Below are 21,434 nucleotides of genomic sequence, written 5' to 3'. Positions count from 1 at the left end.
TGCGGCGATCCTCGAGCATCGCGCCGAACCGATCATCCCGATCCGTCGCAATGGGCGAGCGTGGAAGCCGGACTGCCCTGCCGCGATACCGCGAAACGAGATCCTGAGGGCGACGCGCTGTGTGGGGGGATCGATCCGGAAGAAATGGGCAGGCTATCACATCCGAAGTCGCGTCGAGGCCCGGATGAACCGCCTCAAGCTCTTCGGCGACCGGATCGTGTCACGAGACCCCGATCGCCAGACCGCCGGAATTCAGATCCGCATCGCCATCATGAACCGCTACTCCAGCCTTGGAAGGGACGAGATCGAAGCCATTGCCTGAGCCCAACGGGGAAAGGGGCAAAGCATCCTCGCCTCCGATTAGTGCAACAAGGTCCATCGTCAGCCTCCTTCTGGCGAAGGCTGCATCACGCAGTACCGTCCTGATCAATGGGTCCTGAGCCTAGATGCCGGGAGGCCCCCAATTTCCGGCGGCGCACCAACGGCCCGTTGTGTTTCCCGCCTCCGACGCTATGATCGCCCGGCCGTCGACCTCCCGCGGCAGAGCCGGACGTATGCGCGCGGGCCACAGCGTTTATTAGACGCTGGCGTTCTGGGTGGTCCTGCTTCCGTTCTGGCACTTTCGCGGATCGCGCCCGGCACCATGACCACGGCTGAACCGGATGGCACCTTCACGTTCGTGCTATGCACCGGAGAAGGCGCATTCGAGGTCCGCGTCGATGACGATGACGATGGCGACATCGTCCCGGCAGGAGAGGTGCAACAGGATCGCGGCGATGCCGACCCCTGTGCCTAGGCGATCCATTCCCAACCGCTTCTCGACGTTGCAACGTCCGACGCGGTCCCTCTGGTGCCCCAGTCACGAAACCCGACCAAGGTTCTTCTATCGACCAAGACACCAAGTCTGTCCCGAGATCTGACGAGGCCCGCCCGCGGCCCGCCTCTCGCGATCTGAACGCAGCGCAGTCGCGCTTCGAGCCATATGCGAACCTATTTCCGACCGTCGAAACCGTCGTCAGAAGGCGTGCGGCAGCTGACTTGCAACGAAGAGATCATCCATGATCATTCGTTTTCCGTACCTGCGTGGCACGCTTCTCGCCAGCACCCTGATCATCCCGTCTCTGCCCGCCTTCGCCCGCATCACCTTGGCCGAAAGCCAGGCGGCGGCCGGAAGGACCTACCGCGCCGTGCTGCGTGTCGCAGATAGCTGCGATGACGCGGCGACCACGGCGCTCCGCGTCGAACTGCACGAAGGTGTCTATGTCGCCAAGCCCATGCCGAAGGCGGGTTGGAAGCTTGAAACCCTCACCGGCCCCTACACAACACCCTTCGACAACCACGGCAACGGGGTGAACGAAGGCATGCGGGAGATCGTCTGGTCGGGCGGCAAGCTCGAGGATGCGTGGTATGACGAGTTCACCTTCCGCGCCGCCATCGAAGTGGAGATCGCGCCGGGCACCGACCTTACGATCCCGGTAGCGCAAGATTGCGGAATAATCACGCAGAATTGGACTGCGACGATCACCGGGACCGCAGACGATAGCACCGGGGATCACCGGCACGATCACGCCGCCGCCGGTCCGTGGACTATCGGCGATCTGACCGTCGAAGTGCCGTTCGCCTGCGCCACGCTGCCGAACGCGCCCGTCTCCGGCGGGTTCATGACCGTCGCCAACGATGGGCCGATAGATGACCGCCTGATCGCCGCGACCTTCCGAGATCGCGGGGGAGGAGGAGATCCACGAGGCGGTGATGGACGGCGATGTCATGCGCAGACGTGAGCTTGCGGAGGGCCTCGTCATTCCGGCAGGCGAGAGCGCGGACCTCGCGCCCGGTGGTCTTCACCTGATGCTCATGCACCTGCGGGGGGCACTGGTCGAGGGCGAGACGGTGGACCTAACCCTCACCTTCGAAATTGCCGGAGAGGTGACGGTGCCGCTGGCCATCGGCGCATCGAACGCGGACTAGGCGCACGACCATGGCGCCATGGACCACGGCGGCCACCACTAAATCGATCCATCCGTATCGCGTCGTTGCCCTTGCACTCTTCCCTGCCTGCCGATCTGTCGTGCTTCAAAAAGAATGCACCCGGGACATCTTGGTCGGGCAGGTCGAGGCGAGATGTCTCGTCGGATCGCCACATGTCTGCCATGCAACGCTGAACGAACCTAGTGCGGGAGGCTTCTCGCAGAACATTTTCCGGCTCAATCGAGCCCGTGCGCGGTGCGGAAGCGGGACCCGCACCGCCATCCTAGTTCGTCGTCGGTCGCAGAGAACAGAAAAGACCTTGCGATCAGCGCGAGGGACGCGCCGGTCTGGCGATCAGTAGGACTTTCCACGTGCGGAGACTGGCCAGAGCGTTTCGACCTGACCGTTCCTGACCGCGACATACCAGTCGTGAAGATTGCAGGTCGGATCGCAATGCCCCGGCACCAGGCGCAGCCTCTCGTTGATGCCGAGGCGGCCGTGGGGATCCTCGATCGTCCCGTGCTCGTCGGAAGCCCCGAGATACGTCGCGTCATCCCGTCCGTGGAGGCGCGGCAGACCGCTCTCCATGGAAAGCGATTTCAGCCCGGCATCGCAGATCGCGCGATCCGGCGTGGCGTGGCTCATCACCGAGGTGAGGACGAAAAGGGCGTTGCGCCACATTCCCTCGTCGAGCCTCTGGCCATCCCGGTCGCGAATACGCCCGTAATCGGCGTCCATGAAAGCATAGGAACCGCATTGAAGCTCCGTATAAAGACCCGATTCAGCCTCGAGAACGTAGCTGCCGGTGCCGCCCCCCGTTACGATCCCGGCCGCGAGGCCGGCCTGCGCGAGGAGGTCGAGCGTCGCTCGCAGCTGGTCGAAGGCGGGCGCGAGTGCCACGCGCCGCATCTCGAAGGTCTCGAGATGCTGGGCAGGACCCTGATAGGCCTGTACGCCCGCGAAGTGCAGACCAGGGGCGGCGCCGACCGCCTCCGCGATCGCGCGCGCGGCCTCCGGCGTCTCGACGCCGCAGCGCCGGGCGCCGCAGGCGATCTCGACGAGACAATGGAGTTCGGTACCGTGCCGGACCGCGGCTTCGGAAAGGTCCGGGACGTTCTCGGCATCGTCTATGCACACGGAGATGCGGCCGCCATAGAGGGGAAGCCGTGCCAGCCGGTCGATTTTCGCGCGATCGCGGATCTCGTTCGAAACCAGGATGTCGGCGATCCCCGCGCGTGCGAAGACCTCCGCCTCGCTCACCTTCTGGCAGCAGACACCGATTGCCCCGCCGAGTTCCTGCTGCAATCGCAGCACGTCGACCGACTTGTGCATCTTGCCATGCGCGCGATGGCGAAGGCCGTAGGAGCGGCTCACCTCCCCCATCTTGCGGATGTTGGCCTCGAGCGCGTCGAGATCGAGGATCAGGCAGGGCGTCTGGATCTCCGCCTCCGCCATGCCGGGCCGTGCCGGGATGTCATAGCCGATCTCGAGGCGGTCGAAATCGTGTGTCGTCGTCATGGCAGCGTCTCCGGGGATTTAAAGGAATCGATGACGGGCTGTGCGTCAGATCTGCGGGATCGCGTCCGCGAGACGCGCGGAAAGCCCGTCGCCGGTCGGGGGAATTGTCGCATCGCGCGTGATGTCGACATGCGAGAGGTCCTTCAATCCGTGTCCGGTCGCGACCGCGACCACACGCTCGTCCGGCGCGACGATCCCTCTTTCCCGCAACAGGTCCAGCGCCCCGATCGTGATCGCCGCACTCGGCTCCATCAGGATACCTTCGAGGGATGCCGCCATGCGCTGCCCGGCGAGGATCGTCGCGTCGTCGACGGCGACGGCCGCGCCGCCATGCGCGCGGATCAGCGAGAGCGTGTAGTCACCATCCTGCTCGTAGCCTTCGAGCGTGTCGTTGAGCGCGGAGGCGACGGTCGCCGCGTGCGTCCAGGGACGGATCCCCGTGCCCTCGTCGAAGGCCCGCGCGATAGGTGCGCAGGCTTCCGGCTGGAGCGCGATGGGCCGTGGCATCTTCACCTGCTCACCTCTCGCGCGCAGCCGGGCGAACCCCTTCACGATCCCGCCCAGAAGTGGTCCGGCGGAGATCGGCAAGAGAACCACGTCGGGCGCCGCAGCGGCGAGCTCGTAGGCGATGGTGGCGTAGCCGTCGACGCCATACGGGCAATGATAGGTCGTCGTGAGGTTCACCCAGCCGCGGTCGCGGGCCAGCTCCTCCGCCAAGCGGCAACAGGCGCTCGTCGGCCCGTCGACGGTTACGAGATGCGCGCCGGTGATCGCGATCTGGCGCAGCTTGGCCTCCGGGGCGGTCCTGGGCACGAGGACCACGATCGGCTTGCCGCTCCGCGCGGCATAGGCGGCCCCCGACGCGCCGGCATTGCCGCTCGACGACATGACGAGGGCGGGCCGGTCGTATTCGCAGGCAAGCGACGTGGCGAGCGCGATGGCGCGGTCCTTGAACGATCCCGTCGGCATCACCGAATCCGTCTTGATCCATAGATCGCGAAGACCGTGCCGCGCGCCGAGCCGTTCCGCCTTGAGAAGTGGGGTACCGGCCTCGCCCATCGTGATCCGATGCGCCTCGCGGCAGCGCGGCAGGTGCTCTGCCCAGGACCAGAGCGATCGGGGATCATCCGCGACGGGGCGGTCTTCCGGCTCTCCGAGGACGAGATCGAGGATCCCCGCGCATGTCGCACATTTCGATGGAACATCCGCGATCGCATGCCGTGCGCCGCAAGCCGTGCAGAGAAGATGATCGTCGGTCATAATGCTATCCGTCGTCCGCGCGGAATCGCATCATGCATCCTGTCACTCTCTTTCATTTCGACCGGCCTTCTTCCGCCTTTTAGCGCCCGCGCTATTTCACCGCGCCGAGGCCGAGGCCCTTCACGAGGTAACGCTGCAGCCAGGCGAAGATCACGGCGACGGGGATCGTGGCAAGAAGCGAGGCCGCCATGACATGGTGCCATTCGATCGTGTAGCGCCCCGCGACGAGGGAGAAGATCTGGATGGGCAGCGTGTAACTGTCCTGGCTTCTCAGCATGGTGAGCGCGATGACGAACTCGTTCCACGCGTTGATGAAGGCGAAGATCGCCGTCACCGCGATGGCGGGCACGGCGAGCGGCAGGAAGACCCGTACGAGCGCCTGCCCCCGCGACGCCCCTTCGAGCCACGCCGCCTCCTCCAGATCGCGGGGGATCGTGGCGAAGTAGCTCTGCAGCATCCAGACGGTGAAGGCGATGGCGAAGGCGCCGTAGATCACGGTGATGGAGTTGACGGTATCGACCATGCCGAGCGCTGCAGCGATGCGGAAGAGCCCGATGACCACGACGATGGGCGAGAGCATCTGCGTGACGAGGAGGAACTGGCGCAACGCGCCCTGCCCGCGGAAACGGAAGCGGTCGAGCGCGTAGGCGAACGGGATCGACACGACGAGGGCTAGAAGCGTCGAGGCCACCCCCACATAAAGAGAGTTGAGGAGCGCCGGCCCGAAATTCGTCGCGGCCCACATGGTGACGAAGTTCTCCCATGCGAGGCGGGACGGCCACCAGGTGGGCGAGAGCACCTCCGTCGCGGGTTTCAGCGCGGTGACGATCATGACCGCGAAGGGAAAGAGCGTGAGCACCACGAGGGGCGAGAGGGCCAGCCAGCACCAGAGCGAACGGCGCAGTTTCCGGCTCATCGGTCAGCCTCCCCGCGCGATATCAACGCGACGTAGAGGACGAGGAGCGCCAGAAGAAGAGCGAACATCAGGAGCGACAGGGCCGACGCCTCCCCGAGACGGCCGAACTGGAAGCCGAGCTTGTAGAGATAGGTGACGAGGATGTCGGTGGAGTTCGCCGGCCCGCCCTGCGTCGTCGCCCAGATGATTGGGAAGGAATTGAAGACGTAGATCGTGTTCAGCACGACGGCGATGTTGAGGAACGGCTTCATCAAGGGGACCGTGATGCGCCGGAAGGATTGCCAGGTTGACGCCCCTTCGAGCCGCGCGGCCTCGTAGAGGTCGTCCGAGATCGAGGAAAGACCGCCCAGTAGGATCGTCACGGTAAAGGGGACGGTGACGAGGATGCCAATCAGGATCTGCATCGGAAAGGCGGTGGAGGCCTGTGCGAGCCATGTGACGTTCGTGTCGAGAACGCCCAGTCCGCGCAGGCCGGAATTCAGCATCCCGCTTTCGCCATTCATCGCCCAGCGCCAGACGATCGCGGTCATGGTGATCGACACGGCCCAGGGCAGCATGACGATGACGCGGGCGATCCCGCGCCCGTAGAAATCCTGGTGCAGGATGATCGCGACCGGAAGACCCACGACGATGGCGCCCCCGACGATTCCCACGGTCCAGATGCCGGTCCGGAGAAGCGAGGCCAGGAAGTCGGGATCGGCTAGGACCGCGGCATAGTTCTCGAGCCCGACGAAGCCCCGTATCTGGCCAAAGCGATTGACCTCCGAGACGGAGATTTGGCCGAGCTGGAGCACCGGCCAGAGGATGATAAGCGCCGCGAGAACGAACCCCGGCAGGACGAGCGCGATGGGGGCGAGGCCGCGTGGCACGACGGAGCCGGTCCGGCCCGGCCTCAATTCTCGAGGATCGCGTTGATCTCGGAAGCGGCCGCGTCGAGCGCCGCCTTGGGCTCCTGATCGCCCAGATAGACCCGTTGCAGCGCGTTCGAGGTGATCGCGGCGATCTCTTCCCATCCCGGGATCACGGGCGCGAAGCGCGCGTCGGGCAAAAGCGCCGTGAACTCCGCGAGATCGGCGTTGTCGGTGAAGGCCGGCATCTCCGCCACTTCCTGGTTCACGGGCAGGAAACCTTCGTTCTGGGTGAACTCGGCCCGCTGCTCCGTCTGGAAGAGGAAGTCGAGGAAGTCCCAGGCGACATCCTTGTCCTGGGCGCCCTCGAACATGATGATCGAATCCGTCACGCCGTAGGTGCCCCGATCCCCGTCGGGACCGGCCGGAATGGCCGCGACGCCGTAATCGAGATCGGGTGCCTCCTCGGCGATCTGGTTCGACAGGAAGGGTGCGGTGATCATCATGCCCACCCGGCCTTGCTTGAAGAGGTTCTGCACGTCCTCCCGGCTGTAGCCGGTGACGCCGGGCTGCGTCGCGCCGGCCGTGATGAGGTCGCGGTAGAGCTGCGCCGCCTGATAGCCCGCCTCGGTGTCGAGCCCGGACGTCCCGTCCTCCTCGACGAGCTCTCCGCCATAGGCCCAGAACGCGTAGTAGAAGTAGACATCCGTCTCGATCTGGTTGCCCTGAAGCCCGAAGCCCGCGATGTCGTCGCCGAGCGCGGAGATCGCATCCGCATCCTCCATGAGTTCCGACCAGGTATCCGGCGGGCCGTCGAGCCCCGCCTCATCGAAGAGCGCTCGGTTGTAGTACATCGCCCGCGCGGACGCGGCGATGGGCAGGCCATAGGTCGACCCGTCCATGATGGAGGGTTCGAGGAAGACCTCGATGAAGCGGCTGCGGAACGCGTCGTCCATGTATTCGTCAAGCGGGGCGGCAATCCCCTCGTTGACGAAATCGACCAGCCAGCGCGTACCGATGATCGAGAGATCGGGCGCGGAGCCGCCGGAGATGTCGGTCGTGAGCTTCTGCAGCAGCACGTCCCACGGCACGACCTCGATCTGGACGTTCGCGCCCTCGTGCTGCTCCTCGAAAGCGCGCGCGACATCCTCGAAATAGGGTCCGGTTGCCGAGCTGTATTCGGCCACCGTGACGCGCAGGTCCTGGGCAGAGGCGGCGCCCGTCAGGGCGAAGGTCGCGGCGGCGGCAAGGACTCCCGATCTCATCGACATCTCCTCGTTGGTCGACGTCGGCTGCGTCGATCGTTTCATTCTGTAATGTTCTTTCACGATGCAGCCCGACGCAAGTTTTTCCGTGGTCGAAGTTGCTAAATCACAGCGCGGATCCTAGCCTGCTCGTCGGTATCCTCGGGGAAGATTGTTCGCATGAAGGTCGAGACGCCGATGAGGGTCGTGATCACCGGAGCCACGGGAGGAATCGGCCGCGCCCTCGTCGCCCGTTTCTCGGAGACCGGCGCGCGGATCACCGCCTGCGATCTCGAGGAGGCGGATTGGGATGCGATCGACGGCGATATCGAGCGTCTGACCTTCGATCTCACCGACCATGCCGCGTGCCACGCGGCGGCCCGGGCGCTCTCCGATGACGGCGGCGCCGACGCGATCGTGCTCAATGCCGGCTGGACCCGTGCGGAGACGCTCGCAGGCATCACGCCGGAGGCGATCGATCGCGAGCTTGATCTGAATTTCCGCGGCACGGCGCAGTTCACCGCGGCGCTCCTGCCTGCGCTGCGGGAGAGGCCGGCGCCCGTCTCCATCGTGGCGATCTCTTCCGTCAACGCCGCGCGCCATTACGGCAATCCCGCCTACGCGGCCGCGAAAGGCGCCATGGAGGCTTGGATCCGCGCCATCGCGGCCGAGGAGGGGCGGCACGGCATCCGCGCCAACGCGATCCGCCCGGGCTCGGTGCGCACCGCGGCTTGGGAGGACCGGCTCGCGCGCGATCCCGCCATCATGGATCGCGTGGCGGCCTTCTATCCGCTCGGCCGCATCGTGGAGCCGCGCGAGGTGTCGGAAGCCGCCCTGTTTCTCGCCTCGAAGGCCGCGAGCGGCATAACCGGAGCGATCCTGCCCGTCGATTGCGGGCTCGAGGCAGCGTTCCTTCCGTTCCTGCGGGAGATCGACTGATGGCGACGCTGGCGATGCGGAACCTCGCCAAGCGTTTCGGTCCGACGAAGGTGATCGAGGATCTCTCGCTCGACATCGCGGATGGCGAGTTCGTCGTTCTCGTCGGGCCCTCGGGATGCGGCAAGTCCACGCTCTTGAGGATGATCGCGGGGCTCGAGACGATCGACGCGGGCGACCTTCTGATCGACGGGGAGCGGGCCAACGATCTCGCGGCTCAGAAACGCGACATCTCGATGGTGTTCCAGTCCTACGCCCTCTTCCCGCATATGAGCGTGCGCCAGAACATCGCCTTCGGCCCCGAGGTGCGCGGCGAGGCCAAGGCGGAGACGGAGCGGCGGATCGAAACGGCAAGCCGGATCCTCAACCTCACCGATCACCTCGACCGCCGCCCCGGACAGCTCTCGGGCGGGCAGCGACAGCGCGTGGCGATGGGACGTGCGATCGTGCGCGACCCGAAGGTGTTCCTCTTCGACGAGCCGCTCTCGAACCTCGACGCGAAACTCCGCGTGCAGATGCGCACCGAGATCAAGGCGCTTCACCAATCGCTCGAGACCACGATCGTCTATGTCACGCACGACCAGATCGAGGCGATGACGATGGCCGACCGGATCGTCGTCATGCATGGCGGCCGGATCGAGCAGGTGGGCCGGCCGCTCGAGATCTACGACCGTCCGGCGAACCGTTTCGTAGCCGAATTCATCGGCTCCCCGGCAATGGGCATCCTCGAGGGCCGATACGATCGCGCCGCGCGGTGCATCGTTCTCGACGAGGACATGCGCTTGCCAGTCGAGGGACGCGACATCGCGGACGGGACACCCCTCGCAGCCGGGATCCGGCCCGAGAGCTTCCTGCGCCGAGAGGACGGCCCGATTCGACTCGAGGTCGACGTGGTGGAGCCCACGGGACCGGAAATCCAGGTCTTCGGTCATGTCGGCACGGCGGAGATCCGCGCGGTCTTCCGCGACCGCGACCTGCCGCGGCCAGGCGAGACGCTTCATCTCGACGTGGCGGAGGGGCAGCTCCACCTCTTCGACGCCGGGAGCGGGCAGCGCCTGTGAGCGGCGGGGCCGCAGGATGGCCCGTCGACGCGGCCGCGCTCGACCGGACCGTCGACATCGTCGGGCGCCTGCACGAACGGCGCGACCGCGGCGGGGAAGCCGAGCGGCGCCTGATCGACATCATCCTGGCCGATCCCTACAGCGCGGCCAACGCCCCCATCGCGGAGATCGCGCGGAACGCCGAGGTGAGCGAGCCGACGATCACCCGGCTCGCCCGCGCGATGGGCTTTTCCGGCACGCGGGAACTCCGGTTCCATCTCACGCAGGCTTTGGCCATCGGCGGCGCCTATCTTCGCGCCCCCGCCGCCAGCGCGTCCGAGGAGACCGGGCCGGCCGCCAGCATCGCGGCCGTGATCTCGGGCGCCCATGCGGCCCTCGATCTCTTCGCGCTCGGCCTTCTGCCGGAGGAGCTCGACAGGATCGCCACGGCGCTCGGCAAGGCGCGCCGGATCCTCGTCTGCGGAACCGGCGGAGGATCGTCGATGGCCGCGGTGGAATTGCAGAACCGCCTGTTCCGGCTCGGCCTTCAGGTCACGACACAGACCGATCCGCAGTTGCAGCGCATGAGCGCTTCCGTCCTCGGCGAAGACGACGCGGTCATCGGCTTCTCGATCTCGGGACAGGCCCGATCCGTCAGCGACGCGCTGAAGATCGCCGGACAATACGGCGCGACCACGGTGGCGGTCACGCGGCCCGATACGCCCCTCGCGCAGGTGGCGCAGAATTCGTTGCGCCTGACGTTTCAGGAGGGGACCGATCTCTTCCGGCCGTCGGCCGCGCGCTTCGCGCTGCTCGCGGCGGTCGATGCCATCGCGATGCAGACCGCGAACGCCATCGGACCTCCCGCGATCGAGCGGTTGCGCCGCGTGCGGCAGAGCCTCGCCACGCAGGACATCCGCGATCCGCATCTGCCCATCGGCGACTGAACCGCGCTACCACTCGGGCCCGAGACGGGCGTGATGGCAGGCGACATGGCGCCCGGCTGCGATCTCGCGCAGGGGCGGCGTCTCGTCGTGACAACGGGCGGTCGCATGCTCGCAGCGATCGCGGAACGGACAGCCGAGCGTCGTCTCGAGGCGACGCGGCGGCTCGCCGAGATCGACGGCGCCAGTGATCCTCTGCGACGGATCGGGCCGCGGGATCGCCGACAGGAGAAGACGTGTGTAGGGATGGAGCGGCGCCTCGAAGAGGTCGTCCGCCGGGGCGATCTCCGCGACGCGCCCCATGTAGAGCACCGCCACCCGGTCGGAGATCGACGCGACGACGCCGAGATCGTGGCTGATGAAGATCAGCGTCAGATCGAGGCGGGACTTGAGCTCCGCGAGCAGGTTCAGGACCTGTGCCTGGATCGAGACATCGAGCGCGGAGACGGGCTCGTCGGCGATGATGAGATCCGGCTCGGGCAGGATCGCGCGGGCGAGGCCGACGCGCTGACGCTGCCCGCCCGACAGCTCGTGCGGGAAGCTCGCGGCGAAACGGGCGCCGAGCCCGACACGGTCGAGCGCCTCGCCCACCCGCTCCGCCCGTTCGCGGCGTGACCGGAAGAGGCCGTGGATGTCGCCGAGTTCGGCCACGGAATCGCCGACCGACCGGCGTGGATTGAGCGAGGCATAAGGATCCTGGAACACCATCCGGATCTTCAGGCGCGCTGCGGCGAGCCCGCGCCGTCCGAGCGACAGGAGATCCGATCCCTCGTGGACGAGTTGGCCCCCGTCGGGCTCCGTCAATCGCAGGATCGCGCGGCCGAGTGTGGACTTGCCGCACCCGGATTCGCCCACGATGCCCAGCGTCTCCCCGCGGCGGACGGTGAGCGAGACCCCGTCGATGGCGTGGATCTCGCGCCATGCGCCGCCGCGCTTGATCCTGTAGGTCTTCCTCAGATCACGTATCTCAAGGATCGGATCGCTCATGCCGTCTCTCCTTCGGCGAGAGGGAAGTGGCAGAGCGCGCGCCGACCGCCCTCGGGTCGGACCACCGGCACCTCGCCGCCGCGGCAGACGTCCTGCGCGCGAGGGCAGCGGGGCGCGAAGGCGCACCCGTCGGGGATCTCTCCGGGACGCGGCGCGCTGCCCGGGATCGTGGCGAAGCCCTTCGACCGGGCCGCCGGATCGGGCAGGCAGGCCATTAGCCGCTCGGTATAGGGGTGTAGCGGCGCGCGGAAGAGGGGCGCGACCGCCCCCGTCTCGACGAGGCGGCCGGCATACATGACCGCGACCCGGTCCGCGATCTGCGCCACGACGCCGAGATCGTGGGTGATGAAGATCACCCCCATGTCGAGATCGTCGCAGAGCTCCCGGATGATGCCGAGCACCTGGCGCTGGATCGTCACGTCGAGCGCGGTTGTGGGCTCGTCGGCGATCAGGACACGCGGTCGGCACGCAAGCGCGATGGCGATCATCACCCGTTGGCGCATGCCACCCGAGAGTTCGTGCGGATAGGCCGAGAGCTGGTTCGCCGCATCGGGGATCCGCACCATCTCGAGAAGCTCCCGCGCGCGGTCCGTCGGATTGGCATCGGGGTCGTGCACGCGGACGGCTTCCTCGATCTGCCAGCCGATGCGCGTGACGGGATTGAGCGATGTCATCGGCTCCTGGAACACCATGGCAAGCTTGCCGCGTCCCGCGCGGACGCGCCGATGCGGGGCAAGATGGGTGATGTCGTGTCCGTCGAGCTCGACGCTTCCGCCCGAGACCCGCGCGCCGGGCGGCAGGAGACCCATGAGCGCGAGCGAGGTCATCGACTTGCCGCAGCCCGATTCCCCCACGAGACAGAGGATCTCGCCCTGATCCACGCCAAGGGAAACTCCGCGCACGATGCCTATGGGAGACGTGCGGGGGCCGGCCGAGACGGTAAGATCGGTAACGCTCAGCATCGGCTCATTTTCCCATCATCTCGCGGAAGCGCGGATCCATCCGATCGCGCAGCACGTCGCCCATGACGTTGAGCGAGAAGGCAGTCAGCACGATCATCAGCCCCGGCCAGAGCAGCAGCCACGAGGCGCGGGTGATGTAGATCCGTTCCTCCGCGAGCATGTTGCCCCAGGACGGTATCTCCGGCGGCGCGCCGAGCCCGAGGAAATCGAGCGCCGCGGCGCCGAGTTGCGCGAAGGCGAAGACGAAGCTCGCCTGCACGAGGAGCGGGGAAACCATGTTGGGCAGGATGTGACGGCGCACGATCCATAACGTCCCCGCCCCCATGCTGCGCGCGGCCTCCACATAGGGCTCCGAGCGGAGTCTCAGCGCCACGCCGTAGACGATCCGTGCGGTGGTGGTGAGATAAATGAGGCCGATGGCGAGGATCGCGTTCAGGACCCCCTGGCCCAGGATGACGATGAGCCCCAGCGCAAGAAGGAGGGAGGGAAACGACATCAGCACGTCGACCATCCGCATGAGTACCCGTCCGAGCATCGGGTAGAGCGCGGAGAGAATGCCGATCGGCACGCCCGAGGCGAGCGCGAAGCTCACGACCCCCACCCCGATGAGGAGCGCGAGGCGCGCGCCATAGACCGCGCGGGAAAACGTGTCGCGGCCGTAATGATCGGTGCCGAAGAGATGCGCGGCGTCGGGCGGCAGAAGGCGATTGACCGGGTCGATCTGATCTGGCGGATAGGGCGCGATCCATGGCGCGAAGAGCGCGCAGCAGAGGACGACGATCAGGAACAGCCCGGCGAGCGCCGCGAGGGGGCGCGAGACGACGGGGCGGGTCCAGACGCGGAGATAACCCAGCATCTAGAGTTCCACCCTCGGATCGAGGAGGCGGTAGGAGAGATCGACGAGCAGGTTGATGACGAGGTAGAGGCACACGGTCACGAGGATCACCCCCTGGATCACGGGATAGTCGCGACGCAGGATCGACTGGACGACCGTCCGCCCGATGCCCGGTAGCGCGAAGACCGTCTCGGTCACGACCGCCTCGGAGATCAGCGCGGCAAAGGTGAAGCCGAAGGCGGAGACGACGGCGAGGAGCGCGTTCCTCAGGATGTGACGCAGGACCACGCGGGAGGGCCGGATGCCCTTGGCGCGGGCCGTCCGCACGAAATCCTCCCTTGAAACGTCGAGCATCGAGGCGCGCGTCAGGCGCAGGATCAGCGCGGCGTTCGGGGCGGCGAGCGCGATGCTCGGCAGTAGCAGGTACTGCAGGTTGGCCAGACCGCCCCCCTCGAAGATCGACGGGTAGCCGGAACTCGGGAACCAGCCGAGCCCGGCGGCGAAGATGAGAATGAGGTAGAGCCCCACCCAGAAGGTCGGCACGGAAGCGAGCAGCATGGCGAGGCCGGAGAGCCCCTGGTCGATCCATGTCCCCTGCCGGATCGCGGCGAGGATGCCCACCGGGATGCCGAAAAGGACGATCCAGATCATGGTGATGAGCGCGAGCAGGATCGACGTCTCCGCCCCGTCCGCGATGACCTGCGTCACCGGTGTCTCGAAGAAGATCGACCGCCCCAGATCGCCCTGCAGCGCGTTGCCGGCCCAGACGAGGTATTGCACCCAGATGGGCTCGTCGAGGCCCATCCGTTCGCGCAGCGCCGCGACCTGTTCGGGCGTCGCCGCATCCCCCAGCATGACGGAGACGGGATCGCCGGGGATCAGGTGGATAAAGGAGAAGATCACGATCGAGGCGGCGAAGAGCGTCGCCGCCGCCGCCCCGATCCGACCTATGACGTAGCGTCCCATGCGCCGTCTAGTTCGTCGACGCGCCCCAGAAATGCGGGAATGCCGGGGCATCTTCCCACGGCGTCTGCAGGTTCGGCGAGGCGATGTCGAAGGAATAGACGTCGCCCACCTTGATCGTCGGTACCTGCTCCCAGATCAACGTCTGCAGATCCGCCCAGGCCGCCACGCGCTCGTCGAGATCGGACGTCTCCGTGAGCGCCGCCATCGCCGCGTCGCGCTCGTCGGTCTGCCACCAGCCGGGATAGCTCTCGTTGACCACGGTGAAGAGGACCGGGTCCGGCATCGCGCCGTGATGGGTCATGAAGAGGTCCCATTCGGACGGCTGTCCGCGCAAGGTCAGGAGCGTCGCCCAGTCGACGACGACCATCTCCGTCTCGATGCCGGCCTCACCCAATTGCCGCGCGAAGACGGTCGCCTGGTCGAAATGCTCGCGGTAATTCGTGGAGACGAGGAGCTTCAGCGGCGTGCCGTCGTAGCCCGCCTCCTCCGCCATCTGCCGGGCCTTTTCCGGGTCGCCCTGGTTGTAGGGCTCCGTGCCCGCCTCCGTGTGCCAGACGGATCCTTCGGGAAAGAAGGCGCCGTCCACGGCGTAGAGTTCCGGCTCGCCGACGGAGACCTGCAGCGCCTGCTCCATGTCGAGCGCGGCGAGCACGGCCTCGCGGAGCGGGATGTTGTCCGAAAGCGGCCCCTCTTCGGAGTTCGTGAACATGAGGCCGAAGATCGGCGCCTCGCTGATCTTGACCTGGATCGCGGGATCCTCGGCCACCAGCCCGTAGAGATCGCCGGAGATGTATTCCGCGTAATCGTAATCGCCCGCCTGCACACCGCTCATCCGCGTGCCGACATCCGGGACGGGAATGAATTGCAGCGTCTCGAAGAGCGCCTCCCGTCCCCCCGCTTCTCCGTCCGCCGGCGCGTCGAGCGGCGTGTAATCGTCGAACCGGGTGAGCTCGACATAGCGGTTGGGCCGAAGTTCGCCGAAGACATAGGGGCCGGTCCCGACGTAGTTCTCCGGCGAGATCGGCTCGCCCTCCGCCTCCGACACGATGTCGGCGGGATAGATGACCGGGCCGCCATTCGGATGGGCGAGGATGCTCTGCCATGCCCCGTTGGGCTCCGAGAGGGTCAGCGTCACCTCGTGATCCCCCGTCGCTTCCGCGCTCTCGAGCCCGAGGATCCCCGCGCGCGCTCCGAATTCCGACCAGCGCAGGAGCGAAGCCGCCACGTCCTCGGCGGTCATCTCGTCGCCGTCATGGAACATCACGCCCTCGCGCAGGGTGATCTTCACGGTCAGCCCGTCTTCAGACACCTCGCCTCCGGTCGCGAGGAAGGGCTGCGGCACGCCCTCCCCGTCGAAGGCATAGAGCGTCTCGAACATGTGCTGGGCGATGGTCGTCGCGAGCGTCGCCGTGCCCATCTGGATGTCGAGGCTCGGGGGCTCGCCGATCGTGGCATAACGCAGCGTCTGCGCGCCGAGCGGGGTGGCGAGAAGAAGCGCCAGCGCCGTGGCGCCGAGGGGGTATCCGTATCGCATGTCTGTCTCCCTGTGTGTTCTTATGGTTCGGTTCCGAGCCTAGAGGCAGGTATAGCCTCCGTCGATGACGAGGCTCGCCCCGGTCATGAAGCCTGCATCCGCCGAGGCGAGATAGACGGCGAGCGTGCCGATTTCCCGCGGATCGCCCATGCGCCCCATCGGCACGTGCTCGAGCATTCCCGCGATCATTTCCGGATTGCTCTCCTGCCACTTGCGGTTCGGCTCCGTGGCGAAGATGCCGGGACAGATCGCGTTGGCCGTGATGCCGTGGCGCGCCCAATCGACGGCGAGGGTGCGGGTGAATTGCACCACCGCCGCCTTCGCCGTCTCGTAATGCCGTCCGCCGATCCCGCGCCCTGCGGCGAAGGCGTTGATCGAGGCGAGGTTGAGGATCCGCCCGCCCTTTCCCGCCTCGATCATCGCGGCCCCGAAGCGGCGGGAGCAGATGTAGGTGGCGGTGAGATTGAGGTCGATCATCTCCCGCCATGTATCGAGGGCAAGCGCCTCCGTGGCCACGTTGATCCGCCGCCCGCCCACGTTGTTGACGAGGATGCGCGGGGCGCCGATCGCCTCGATCACCTGCGCACAGAGCGTCTCCACCGCCTCCGGCGATCCGAGATCGGCGGGAAAGGTCCAGGCCTGCCTGCCGAGGGCACGGATCTCGTCGGCCGTCGCGTCGAGCGCGCCGGGATCTCGCGCGGCGATGGCCACGTCGGCGCCAGCTTCTGCGAAGGCCAACGCCATCTCGCGCCCGAGCCCCCGGCTGCCGCCGGTGACGAAGGCGCGCTGCCCCGAAAGATCGAAACGACCGGTCATGCTGCCTCCACCGCCCCGAGTGCCCGCGCCATCCAGCCGAGGCGGGCGCGCGGAACGAGGCCGAAATTGTAGAAGTTGAACCCGTCGGCCGCCCCCGCGGCGGCCGTCGCGCGGGCCACGAGATCCTCGGCATCCGCGACTTCCGGGTGGAAAAGTTGGAAGCCCGCGACGAGTGTTGCATCCGCGCCGATGGCCGCGCGCGCAGCGGCGATCTCCGCCCCGACGCGTTCCGCCGGTGTGAAATAGGCGCAGTAGAGTAGCCCGTCGCAGGCTCCGGCCGCCGCCGCGCGGTCGACGCCGCCCCACCAGGAGGCCTCCGCGTCGATCAGGAGAAGCTCGGTGTCGGGATGTGCGGCGTCGCGCAGCCTCGCGATCAGCGATGTCACGGGCTCGGTGCGCCAGTCGATCCATGCGGCGATCTCCGGTACCCGGTCGAAGGCCGCCGCACCCCGCTCCGCAAAGTCGGGAAATTGCGCCTCCGGCAGTTCCCGCTCGAAAGCGGCGGAGAGGTGATCGGCCACAGCGCGCCGCGCGGCCTGCCCGTCGATGTCCGCGGCACCCGCCCGCGCCAGGCAATGCTCGCAGAAGCAGAGGCCCAGCAGGAACCGATCCTCCGGCAGCAGGCCCAGCCCGTCCTTCTCGTGATGGAAGCCGTGATCGAACCCCATGAAGTCCGGACTTTCGAGCTCGATCCGGTCGGGACGGTACAGATGCGAGATCTCGGCCACCAGCCCCGCGACGTAGTCCCGCGCGGCCTCCGATGATGGGCAGAGCCCGTAGAGCGACGGGTCACCGAAGGCGGTGCGCAGGACATGGGCCGGATGCGCTTGTCCCAAACGCAGGTTGTGCAGGCAGACGGTCCAGCACGAGACCTGCGGCCCTCCGGCCTCCCGTGCCTCGACGAGGCGGCGGAGCATGTCGCCCTCCTCCGCAACGATGGCTGCGGGTTTCGGGACGATCTCCGCGTCTGACCAGCGTGCGGGGTCGGGCGCGTAATAGACCGTTCCGTCCTCGGGAAAATAGACGCGCCTGCGCGGGTTGCCCGGCTGCAGGAAACGCCCCGCGTGATAGGAGGTCGCGAGCGAGACGCAGTTCGCTCCGGCCTCCGTCATCGCGGAAAGTGCCGCCTCCGGCCCGGCATCGAGGATGTCCCACGGATAGGCCCAGACGGAATGGCGCATTCAGGCGGCCTTCCAGACGCCGTTTCGCGCGATGCCCACCGGATCGAGAAGGCGGTCGAAGGGCACGATCTCCCCTCGTACATCCTCGAGGTCGATCGGACCCTCCGTCAGTCGGATCACACTGACATCACCGGGTGCGCCTTCGGACAGATGCCCCAGATCGGGACGGCCCAAGGCACGGGCGGGCGCGACGGTCGCGGCCTCGATCACCTCCGGCAGGCTCCAGTCGAGGGCGAGGAACTTCGTCATCACGCGCAGATTGTCATGCGCCGGGCCGCGAATGCAGAATTCGTGGACATCCGACGAGAGAACGTCGGGCCGGAACCCCTCCGCAAGCATCGCGCGCGCCGATTTCCACGAGAACGATCCGCGGCCATGGGCGATGTCGAAGATCACGCCGCGCTCGCGGGCGGCGCGGATCTCGGGGCGGACCTTGCCGTTGCCGTCCATCGGCGCGTTCGGGAAGGGCCGGAAGCAATGGGTGAGGATGTCCCCTTCCCTGAGCCGCGAGACCACGGCGGCATAGGTCGGCGGCGGCTCGTCGATATGGACCATGAGCGGCAGGCCCAGCTCCTCGGCCACGATCTGCGCGACGTCGAGCGGCGCGATGCCCGACGGGCCCGAGGCATGCGCGCCCAGCCGGACCTTGACGCCGATCACCGTTTCGGGATTGGCCCGCGCCACCTCCACGGCCTCCCGCGCGGCCATCAGGCGCATGTCCTGGCTTTCGCCCACGCTGATCCGGTCGGCGAAGGCGTAGATGCCCGCGAAGCTCACATGGATATAGGCGAGGACGCGGGGAAAGGCGCCGTCGATCACGTGCCGTGCGAAGCCCGCGTAGTTTCCCGGCCCCGCGCTTCCCGCATCGACGAGCGTCGTGGAGGCGGACTTGAGCGCGTAGGCATCCGGATCGACGCCGAGCGACGTGCCGCCCCAGTAGACATGGGTATGCAGGTCGATGAGGCCGGGCGTGACGATCGCGCCGGTCGCATCGATCGTTTCCGCGCCCTCCGGCGCCTCGACATCGAGGCCCGCGACTTTGCCGTCGCGAACGACGAGGGTCGCCTCGCGGTCTATACCGTTCGCGGGATCGATGACGCGCCCGCCGCGGATGACGAGATCACCGGTCATGCCGTCCCCGCCCTCCGGATCGCGTAGCTTCTCGTTGCACCTCGTGGTCTCCTTCATTGTCTCCCCCGGCACTCCCGCCGGGGTCAGTCGAGCGTGATCGCCCGCTCCTCCAGAATGCTGCGTTCTGCGGCGAGGACGATCCTGAGGGAGTCGACCGCCGCCCGCATCGATGCGTCGAGGTCGAGATCCTCGCGGATCGCGCGCAGGAAGAACTCCTGCTCCCGGTCGCACAGTTCCTGATGGCCGGGCTCGTCGTCCATGGACAGGATTTCGTCGGCCCGTGTGAATTCACGGTCGGGCCCGACATCGGCATGGTGGATCCGGATCGCGTCGGTCTTGGTATGGCGGTCGATATCGGCGCTGTCCGAACGGTCCGTTCCCTCCGCGCGGGCGGCGTTGCGCGCCGTGATCGTGACCGCGCCCTTCGGGCCGATCACGTCCTTCACGAAGAACGCCTCCTCCGACATCATCGGGCCCCAGCCCGCCTCGTACCAGCCGACCGATCCGTCGTCGAAGGTGATGTGCATGTGCCCGTAATTCTGCCGCGCTGCCTCGTCCCAGAGTCGCGCGCCGATGCCGTGGACGCGGACGGGTCGCGCGCCGGTCAGCTGACACATGACGTCGACGTAATGGACGCCGCAATCGACGATCGGCATCAGGCTGTCGATGAGGTTGCGGTGCCAGTGCCAGGCGGGCCCGGAACTCTGCTGGTTGAGGTTGAGCCGCATGACGAGAGGCTTGCCGAGGCCGCGCCCCTTCTCGATGAACGTCTGCCATGAGGGATGGACGCGCAGGATATAGCCGAGGACGAGCTTGCGGCCACCGGCCTTCGCGGCCGCGACGATGCGCTCTGCATCCTCCACGTTCGTGGCGATCGGCTTTTCCATGAACACATGCGCCCCGGCCTTCATGGCGCGCAGGGCATAGGCGGCATGGGTGTCGGGGTAGGAATTGATCGACACGGCATCGGGCGTCGTCTCGGCCAGCGCCTCCTCGAAATCCTCGAAGAGCGGATAGCCCGCAAGGGCCTCCGGGATCTCGCGCGATCGGATCGTGCGGCTCATCAGGCCCACGATCTCGAACCCGTCGCTCCGGTGATAGGCGTCGGCATGGGACGCGCCCATGTTGCCGAGCCCCACGACGAGGATACGGACCCTTCCCTCGCCTGTCGCTCCCCCCGCCACGCTCAGATCGCCTGTGCGAAGAGGTTGGCGCGGATCGCCTCCACGTCGATCTGGGCGAGCTCTCCCGAGACCTCGGCGGCCTCCGCGTCGGCGCGGACTTGTGCGTGGTCGAAATCGTTGGCGGGCCCGATGAACCGGTTCGTCAGCACGTTCTCCGCCTCGATCTGCCCGGCCTGGCCGATCTCCGCGGAGATGTCGAAGAAGGTCTGCCAGCTCTCCATGTCGTGCCAGCCCCAACCCTCGCGCGTCTCCATGTCGCCGCGGTTGACGTTCAGCTGCTGCAGGATGGAGGTGACGCCGAGTTCGGGACCGAGATTGGAGGCGAGCGTGGGAAACTGTTCGAACACGGCCTGAACGGCAGCGGCCGGGTTGGCCTGCGCGAATTCGAGTCCCATCGCCCAACCGCGCAGGTAGCGCCCGAGGAAATCCGCGCGGTCGGGATCCTCGATGTCGGAACTGCGAACGACGAAGGTATTCGCCGGCAGCGGAGAATTCTGGACACCCAGCCAGTACTCGAATTCGAGCCCCGTCGCGATCCATTCGGCGCGCAACCCCTCCCAGGAGAGCGCCGCGTCGCCCTGCCCCGCGGCGAGCGCCGTGCCCCAGGTGGGCCAGCCCGCCTCGACGTAGGTCACACGGCTGACGTCGACCCCTTGCGCGGCCAGCATCGGGTCGACGATGGATTGCCAGGCCGCGGAGCCGAGGAGCACCGTTTTGCCCTCGAGCGTCGTGAGATCGTCACTGCCCTCTCCTTGCCTGAACGCGATCGAGAACGTGTCGCGCGCGCCCATGTGGAAGACGGAGGTCAGGTCCATCCCGTTCAGGATCGCGAAGGAGAAGACCCCCGGCGACGGGAACCCCATATCGGCCTGCCCCACGTCGACGAACTTGACCGTGGCCGTGCCGTCCGAGGGACCGGGTTGCATCTCGACGTCGAGGCCATCGAAATATCCCATCTTGCGGCCGACCCAGTAGGCGTAATCGTCGAGCACCTCGAGCGTGCCGCGCGGACTGATCCAGGTGAAGGCCCCGTCATAGGGCTCCGCCCGTGCGGGGTGCGGCAAGCCGGTGACGGTCACGAGGCCCGCGGCACCCACCTGCAGGAGGCGACGGCGGTTCAGTTCGATGCCCATATCCTCGATCCCCTTGCGTTTCATGTTCATC

Annotated in this window: 21 protein-coding genes and 1 pseudogene; 6 read left to right on the top strand and 16 right to left on the bottom strand. The window is 67.1% G+C overall.

What is annotated here, in order from left to right; all coding sequences use genetic code 11:
- A pseudogene (locus LX81_RS15895) lies at nucleotides 1–322 on the top strand (IS5/IS1182 family transposase); the annotation flags it as partial.
- A 360-nt stretch (nucleotides 323–682) separates the two neighbouring features.
- Here LX81_RS15895 and LX81_RS23180 read toward each other — a convergent pair.
- A complete protein-coding gene (locus LX81_RS23180) occupies nucleotides 683–805 on the bottom strand; it encodes a hypothetical protein (protein WP_272939495.1) in 123 nt (40 codons plus the stop codon).
- A gap of 253 nt (nucleotides 806–1,058) precedes the next feature.
- Here LX81_RS23180 and LX81_RS15890 point away from each other — a divergent pair, with 253 nt between their 5' ends.
- Both LX81_RS15890 and LX81_RS22870 read left to right on the top strand, forming a co-directional pair.
- Complete coding sequence (locus tag LX81_RS15890; RefSeq protein ID WP_234822642.1) at nucleotides 1,059–1,781, top strand: DUF1775 domain-containing protein; 723 nt, start codon at nucleotides 1,059–1,061, stop codon at nucleotides 1,779–1,781.
- Nucleotides 1,768–1,968, top strand: coding sequence for a copper chaperone PCu(A)C (locus LX81_RS22870; RefSeq protein ID WP_234822641.1), 201 nt, complete (start codon nucleotides 1,768–1,770; stop codon nucleotides 1,966–1,968). The genes LX81_RS15890 and LX81_RS22870 overlap by 14 nt, the downstream gene beginning before the upstream one ends.
- 354 nt (nucleotides 1,969–2,322) lie before the next feature.
- On the opposite strand, the gene LX81_RS15885 is transcribed toward LX81_RS22870, so the two are convergent.
- From LX81_RS15885 to LX81_RS15865, 5 genes are all read right to left on the bottom strand, one after another.
- Entirely contained in the window at nucleotides 2,323–3,486 is a 1,164-nt protein-coding gene (locus tag LX81_RS15885) for a DSD1 family PLP-dependent enzyme (RefSeq protein WP_111538295.1), read from the bottom strand.
- 45 nt (nucleotides 3,487–3,531) lie between these two features.
- Nucleotides 3,532–4,746, bottom strand: a complete 1,215-nt coding sequence (locus LX81_RS15880; protein WP_111538294.1) for a threonine synthase — start codon at nucleotides 4,744–4,746, stop codon at nucleotides 3,532–3,534.
- Nucleotides 4,747–4,837: 91 nt separating this feature from the next.
- Nucleotides 4,838–5,662: a carbohydrate ABC transporter permease gene (locus LX81_RS15875; protein WP_111538293.1), complete on the bottom strand. Its 825-nt coding sequence runs from the start codon at nucleotides 5,660–5,662 to the stop codon at nucleotides 4,838–4,840.
- Nucleotides 5,659–6,531 carry a carbohydrate ABC transporter permease gene (locus LX81_RS15870; protein ID WP_111538310.1) on the bottom strand — a complete coding sequence of 291 codons (873 nt, stop codon included), beginning with the start codon at nucleotides 6,529–6,531 and terminating at the stop codon, nucleotides 5,659–5,661. Before LX81_RS15870 ends, LX81_RS15875 begins: the two co-directional genes overlap by 4 nt.
- Nucleotides 6,532–6,554: 23 nt before the next feature.
- Entirely contained in the window at nucleotides 6,555–7,775 is a 1,221-nt protein-coding gene (locus tag LX81_RS15865) for an ABC transporter substrate-binding protein (protein ID WP_234822640.1), read from the bottom strand.
- A 159-nt stretch (nucleotides 7,776–7,934) separates the two neighbouring features.
- Between LX81_RS15865 and LX81_RS15860 the strand changes: the two genes are divergently transcribed.
- From LX81_RS15860 to LX81_RS15850, 3 genes are read left to right on the top strand one after another with little or no spacing between them, the layout of a single operon-like run.
- Entirely contained in the window at nucleotides 7,935–8,693 is a 759-nt protein-coding gene (locus LX81_RS15860; protein ID WP_111538292.1) for an SDR family NAD(P)-dependent oxidoreductase, read from the top strand.
- Nucleotides 8,693–9,751, top strand: a complete 1,059-nt coding sequence (locus tag LX81_RS15855) for an ABC transporter ATP-binding protein (RefSeq protein ID WP_111538291.1) — start codon at nucleotides 8,693–8,695, stop codon at nucleotides 9,749–9,751. The genes LX81_RS15860 and LX81_RS15855 overlap by 1 nt, the downstream gene beginning before the upstream one ends.
- On the top strand, nucleotides 9,748–10,677 hold the full coding sequence (locus LX81_RS15850; RefSeq protein ID WP_111538290.1) for a MurR/RpiR family transcriptional regulator: 930 nt from the start codon (nucleotides 9,748–9,750) through the stop codon (nucleotides 10,675–10,677). The genes LX81_RS15855 and LX81_RS15850 overlap by 4 nt, the downstream gene beginning before the upstream one ends.
- 6 nt (nucleotides 10,678–10,683) lie before the next feature.
- On the opposite strand, the gene LX81_RS15845 is transcribed toward LX81_RS15850, so the two are convergent.
- Genes LX81_RS15845 through LX81_RS15800 form a run of 10 tightly spaced genes read right to left on the bottom strand, consistent with a single transcriptional unit; the run spans nucleotide 10,684 to nucleotide 21,433 of the window.
- On the bottom strand, nucleotides 10,684–11,661 hold the full coding sequence (locus LX81_RS15845; protein ID WP_111538289.1) for an ABC transporter ATP-binding protein: 978 nt from the start codon (nucleotides 11,659–11,661) through the stop codon (nucleotides 10,684–10,686).
- Complete coding sequence (locus LX81_RS15840) at nucleotides 11,658–12,623, bottom strand: ABC transporter ATP-binding protein (protein WP_111538288.1); 966 nt, start codon at nucleotides 12,621–12,623, stop codon at nucleotides 11,658–11,660. The genes LX81_RS15845 and LX81_RS15840 overlap by 4 nt, the downstream gene beginning before the upstream one ends.
- A gap of 4 nt (nucleotides 12,624–12,627) precedes the next feature.
- Nucleotides 12,628–13,479, bottom strand: coding sequence for an ABC transporter permease (locus LX81_RS15835; protein ID WP_111538287.1), 852 nt, complete (start codon nucleotides 13,477–13,479; stop codon nucleotides 12,628–12,630).
- Nucleotides 13,480–14,424: an ABC transporter permease gene (locus tag LX81_RS15830; RefSeq protein WP_111538286.1), complete on the bottom strand. Its 945-nt coding sequence runs from the start codon at nucleotides 14,422–14,424 to the stop codon at nucleotides 13,480–13,482.
- A gap of 7 nt (nucleotides 14,425–14,431) precedes the next feature.
- Complete coding sequence (locus LX81_RS15825) at nucleotides 14,432–15,958, bottom strand: ABC transporter substrate-binding protein (protein ID WP_111538285.1); 1,527 nt, start codon at nucleotides 15,956–15,958, stop codon at nucleotides 14,432–14,434.
- A 39-nt stretch (nucleotides 15,959–15,997) separates the two neighbouring features.
- The gene (locus LX81_RS15820; RefSeq protein WP_111538284.1) at nucleotides 15,998–16,774 is read right to left on the bottom strand and encodes an SDR family NAD(P)-dependent oxidoreductase; all 777 of its coding nucleotides are present in this window, start codon (nucleotides 16,772–16,774) and stop codon (nucleotides 15,998–16,000) included.
- Nucleotides 16,771–17,955, bottom strand: coding sequence for a hypothetical protein (locus LX81_RS15815; RefSeq protein ID WP_111538283.1), 1,185 nt, complete (start codon nucleotides 17,953–17,955; stop codon nucleotides 16,771–16,773). The genes LX81_RS15820 and LX81_RS15815 overlap by 4 nt, the downstream gene beginning before the upstream one ends.
- Entirely contained in the window at nucleotides 17,956–19,143 is a 1,188-nt protein-coding gene (locus LX81_RS15810; protein WP_211322791.1) for an amidohydrolase/deacetylase family metallohydrolase, read from the bottom strand. It abuts the gene before it with no gap.
- A 26-nt stretch (nucleotides 19,144–19,169) separates the two neighbouring features.
- Nucleotides 19,170–20,270 carry a Gfo/Idh/MocA family protein gene (locus tag LX81_RS15805; RefSeq protein WP_272939494.1) on the bottom strand — a complete coding sequence of 367 codons (1,101 nt, stop codon included), beginning with the start codon at nucleotides 20,268–20,270 and terminating at the stop codon, nucleotides 19,170–19,172.
- Nucleotides 20,271–20,272: 2 nt separating this feature from the next.
- Complete coding sequence (locus tag LX81_RS15800) at nucleotides 20,273–21,433, bottom strand: ABC transporter substrate-binding protein (protein ID WP_211322790.1); 1,161 nt, start codon at nucleotides 21,431–21,433, stop codon at nucleotides 20,273–20,275.
- Nucleotide 21,434: the final 1 nt, after the last annotated feature.

This window comes from Palleronia aestuarii (genome assembly GCF_003253995.1).
GTDB classification, from domain to species: domain Bacteria; phylum Pseudomonadota; class Alphaproteobacteria; order Rhodobacterales; family Rhodobacteraceae; genus Palleronia; species Palleronia aestuarii.
The sequence above is the reverse complement of the archived record's forward strand: the minus strand, read 5'-3'. Positions and strand labels throughout refer to the sequence as shown.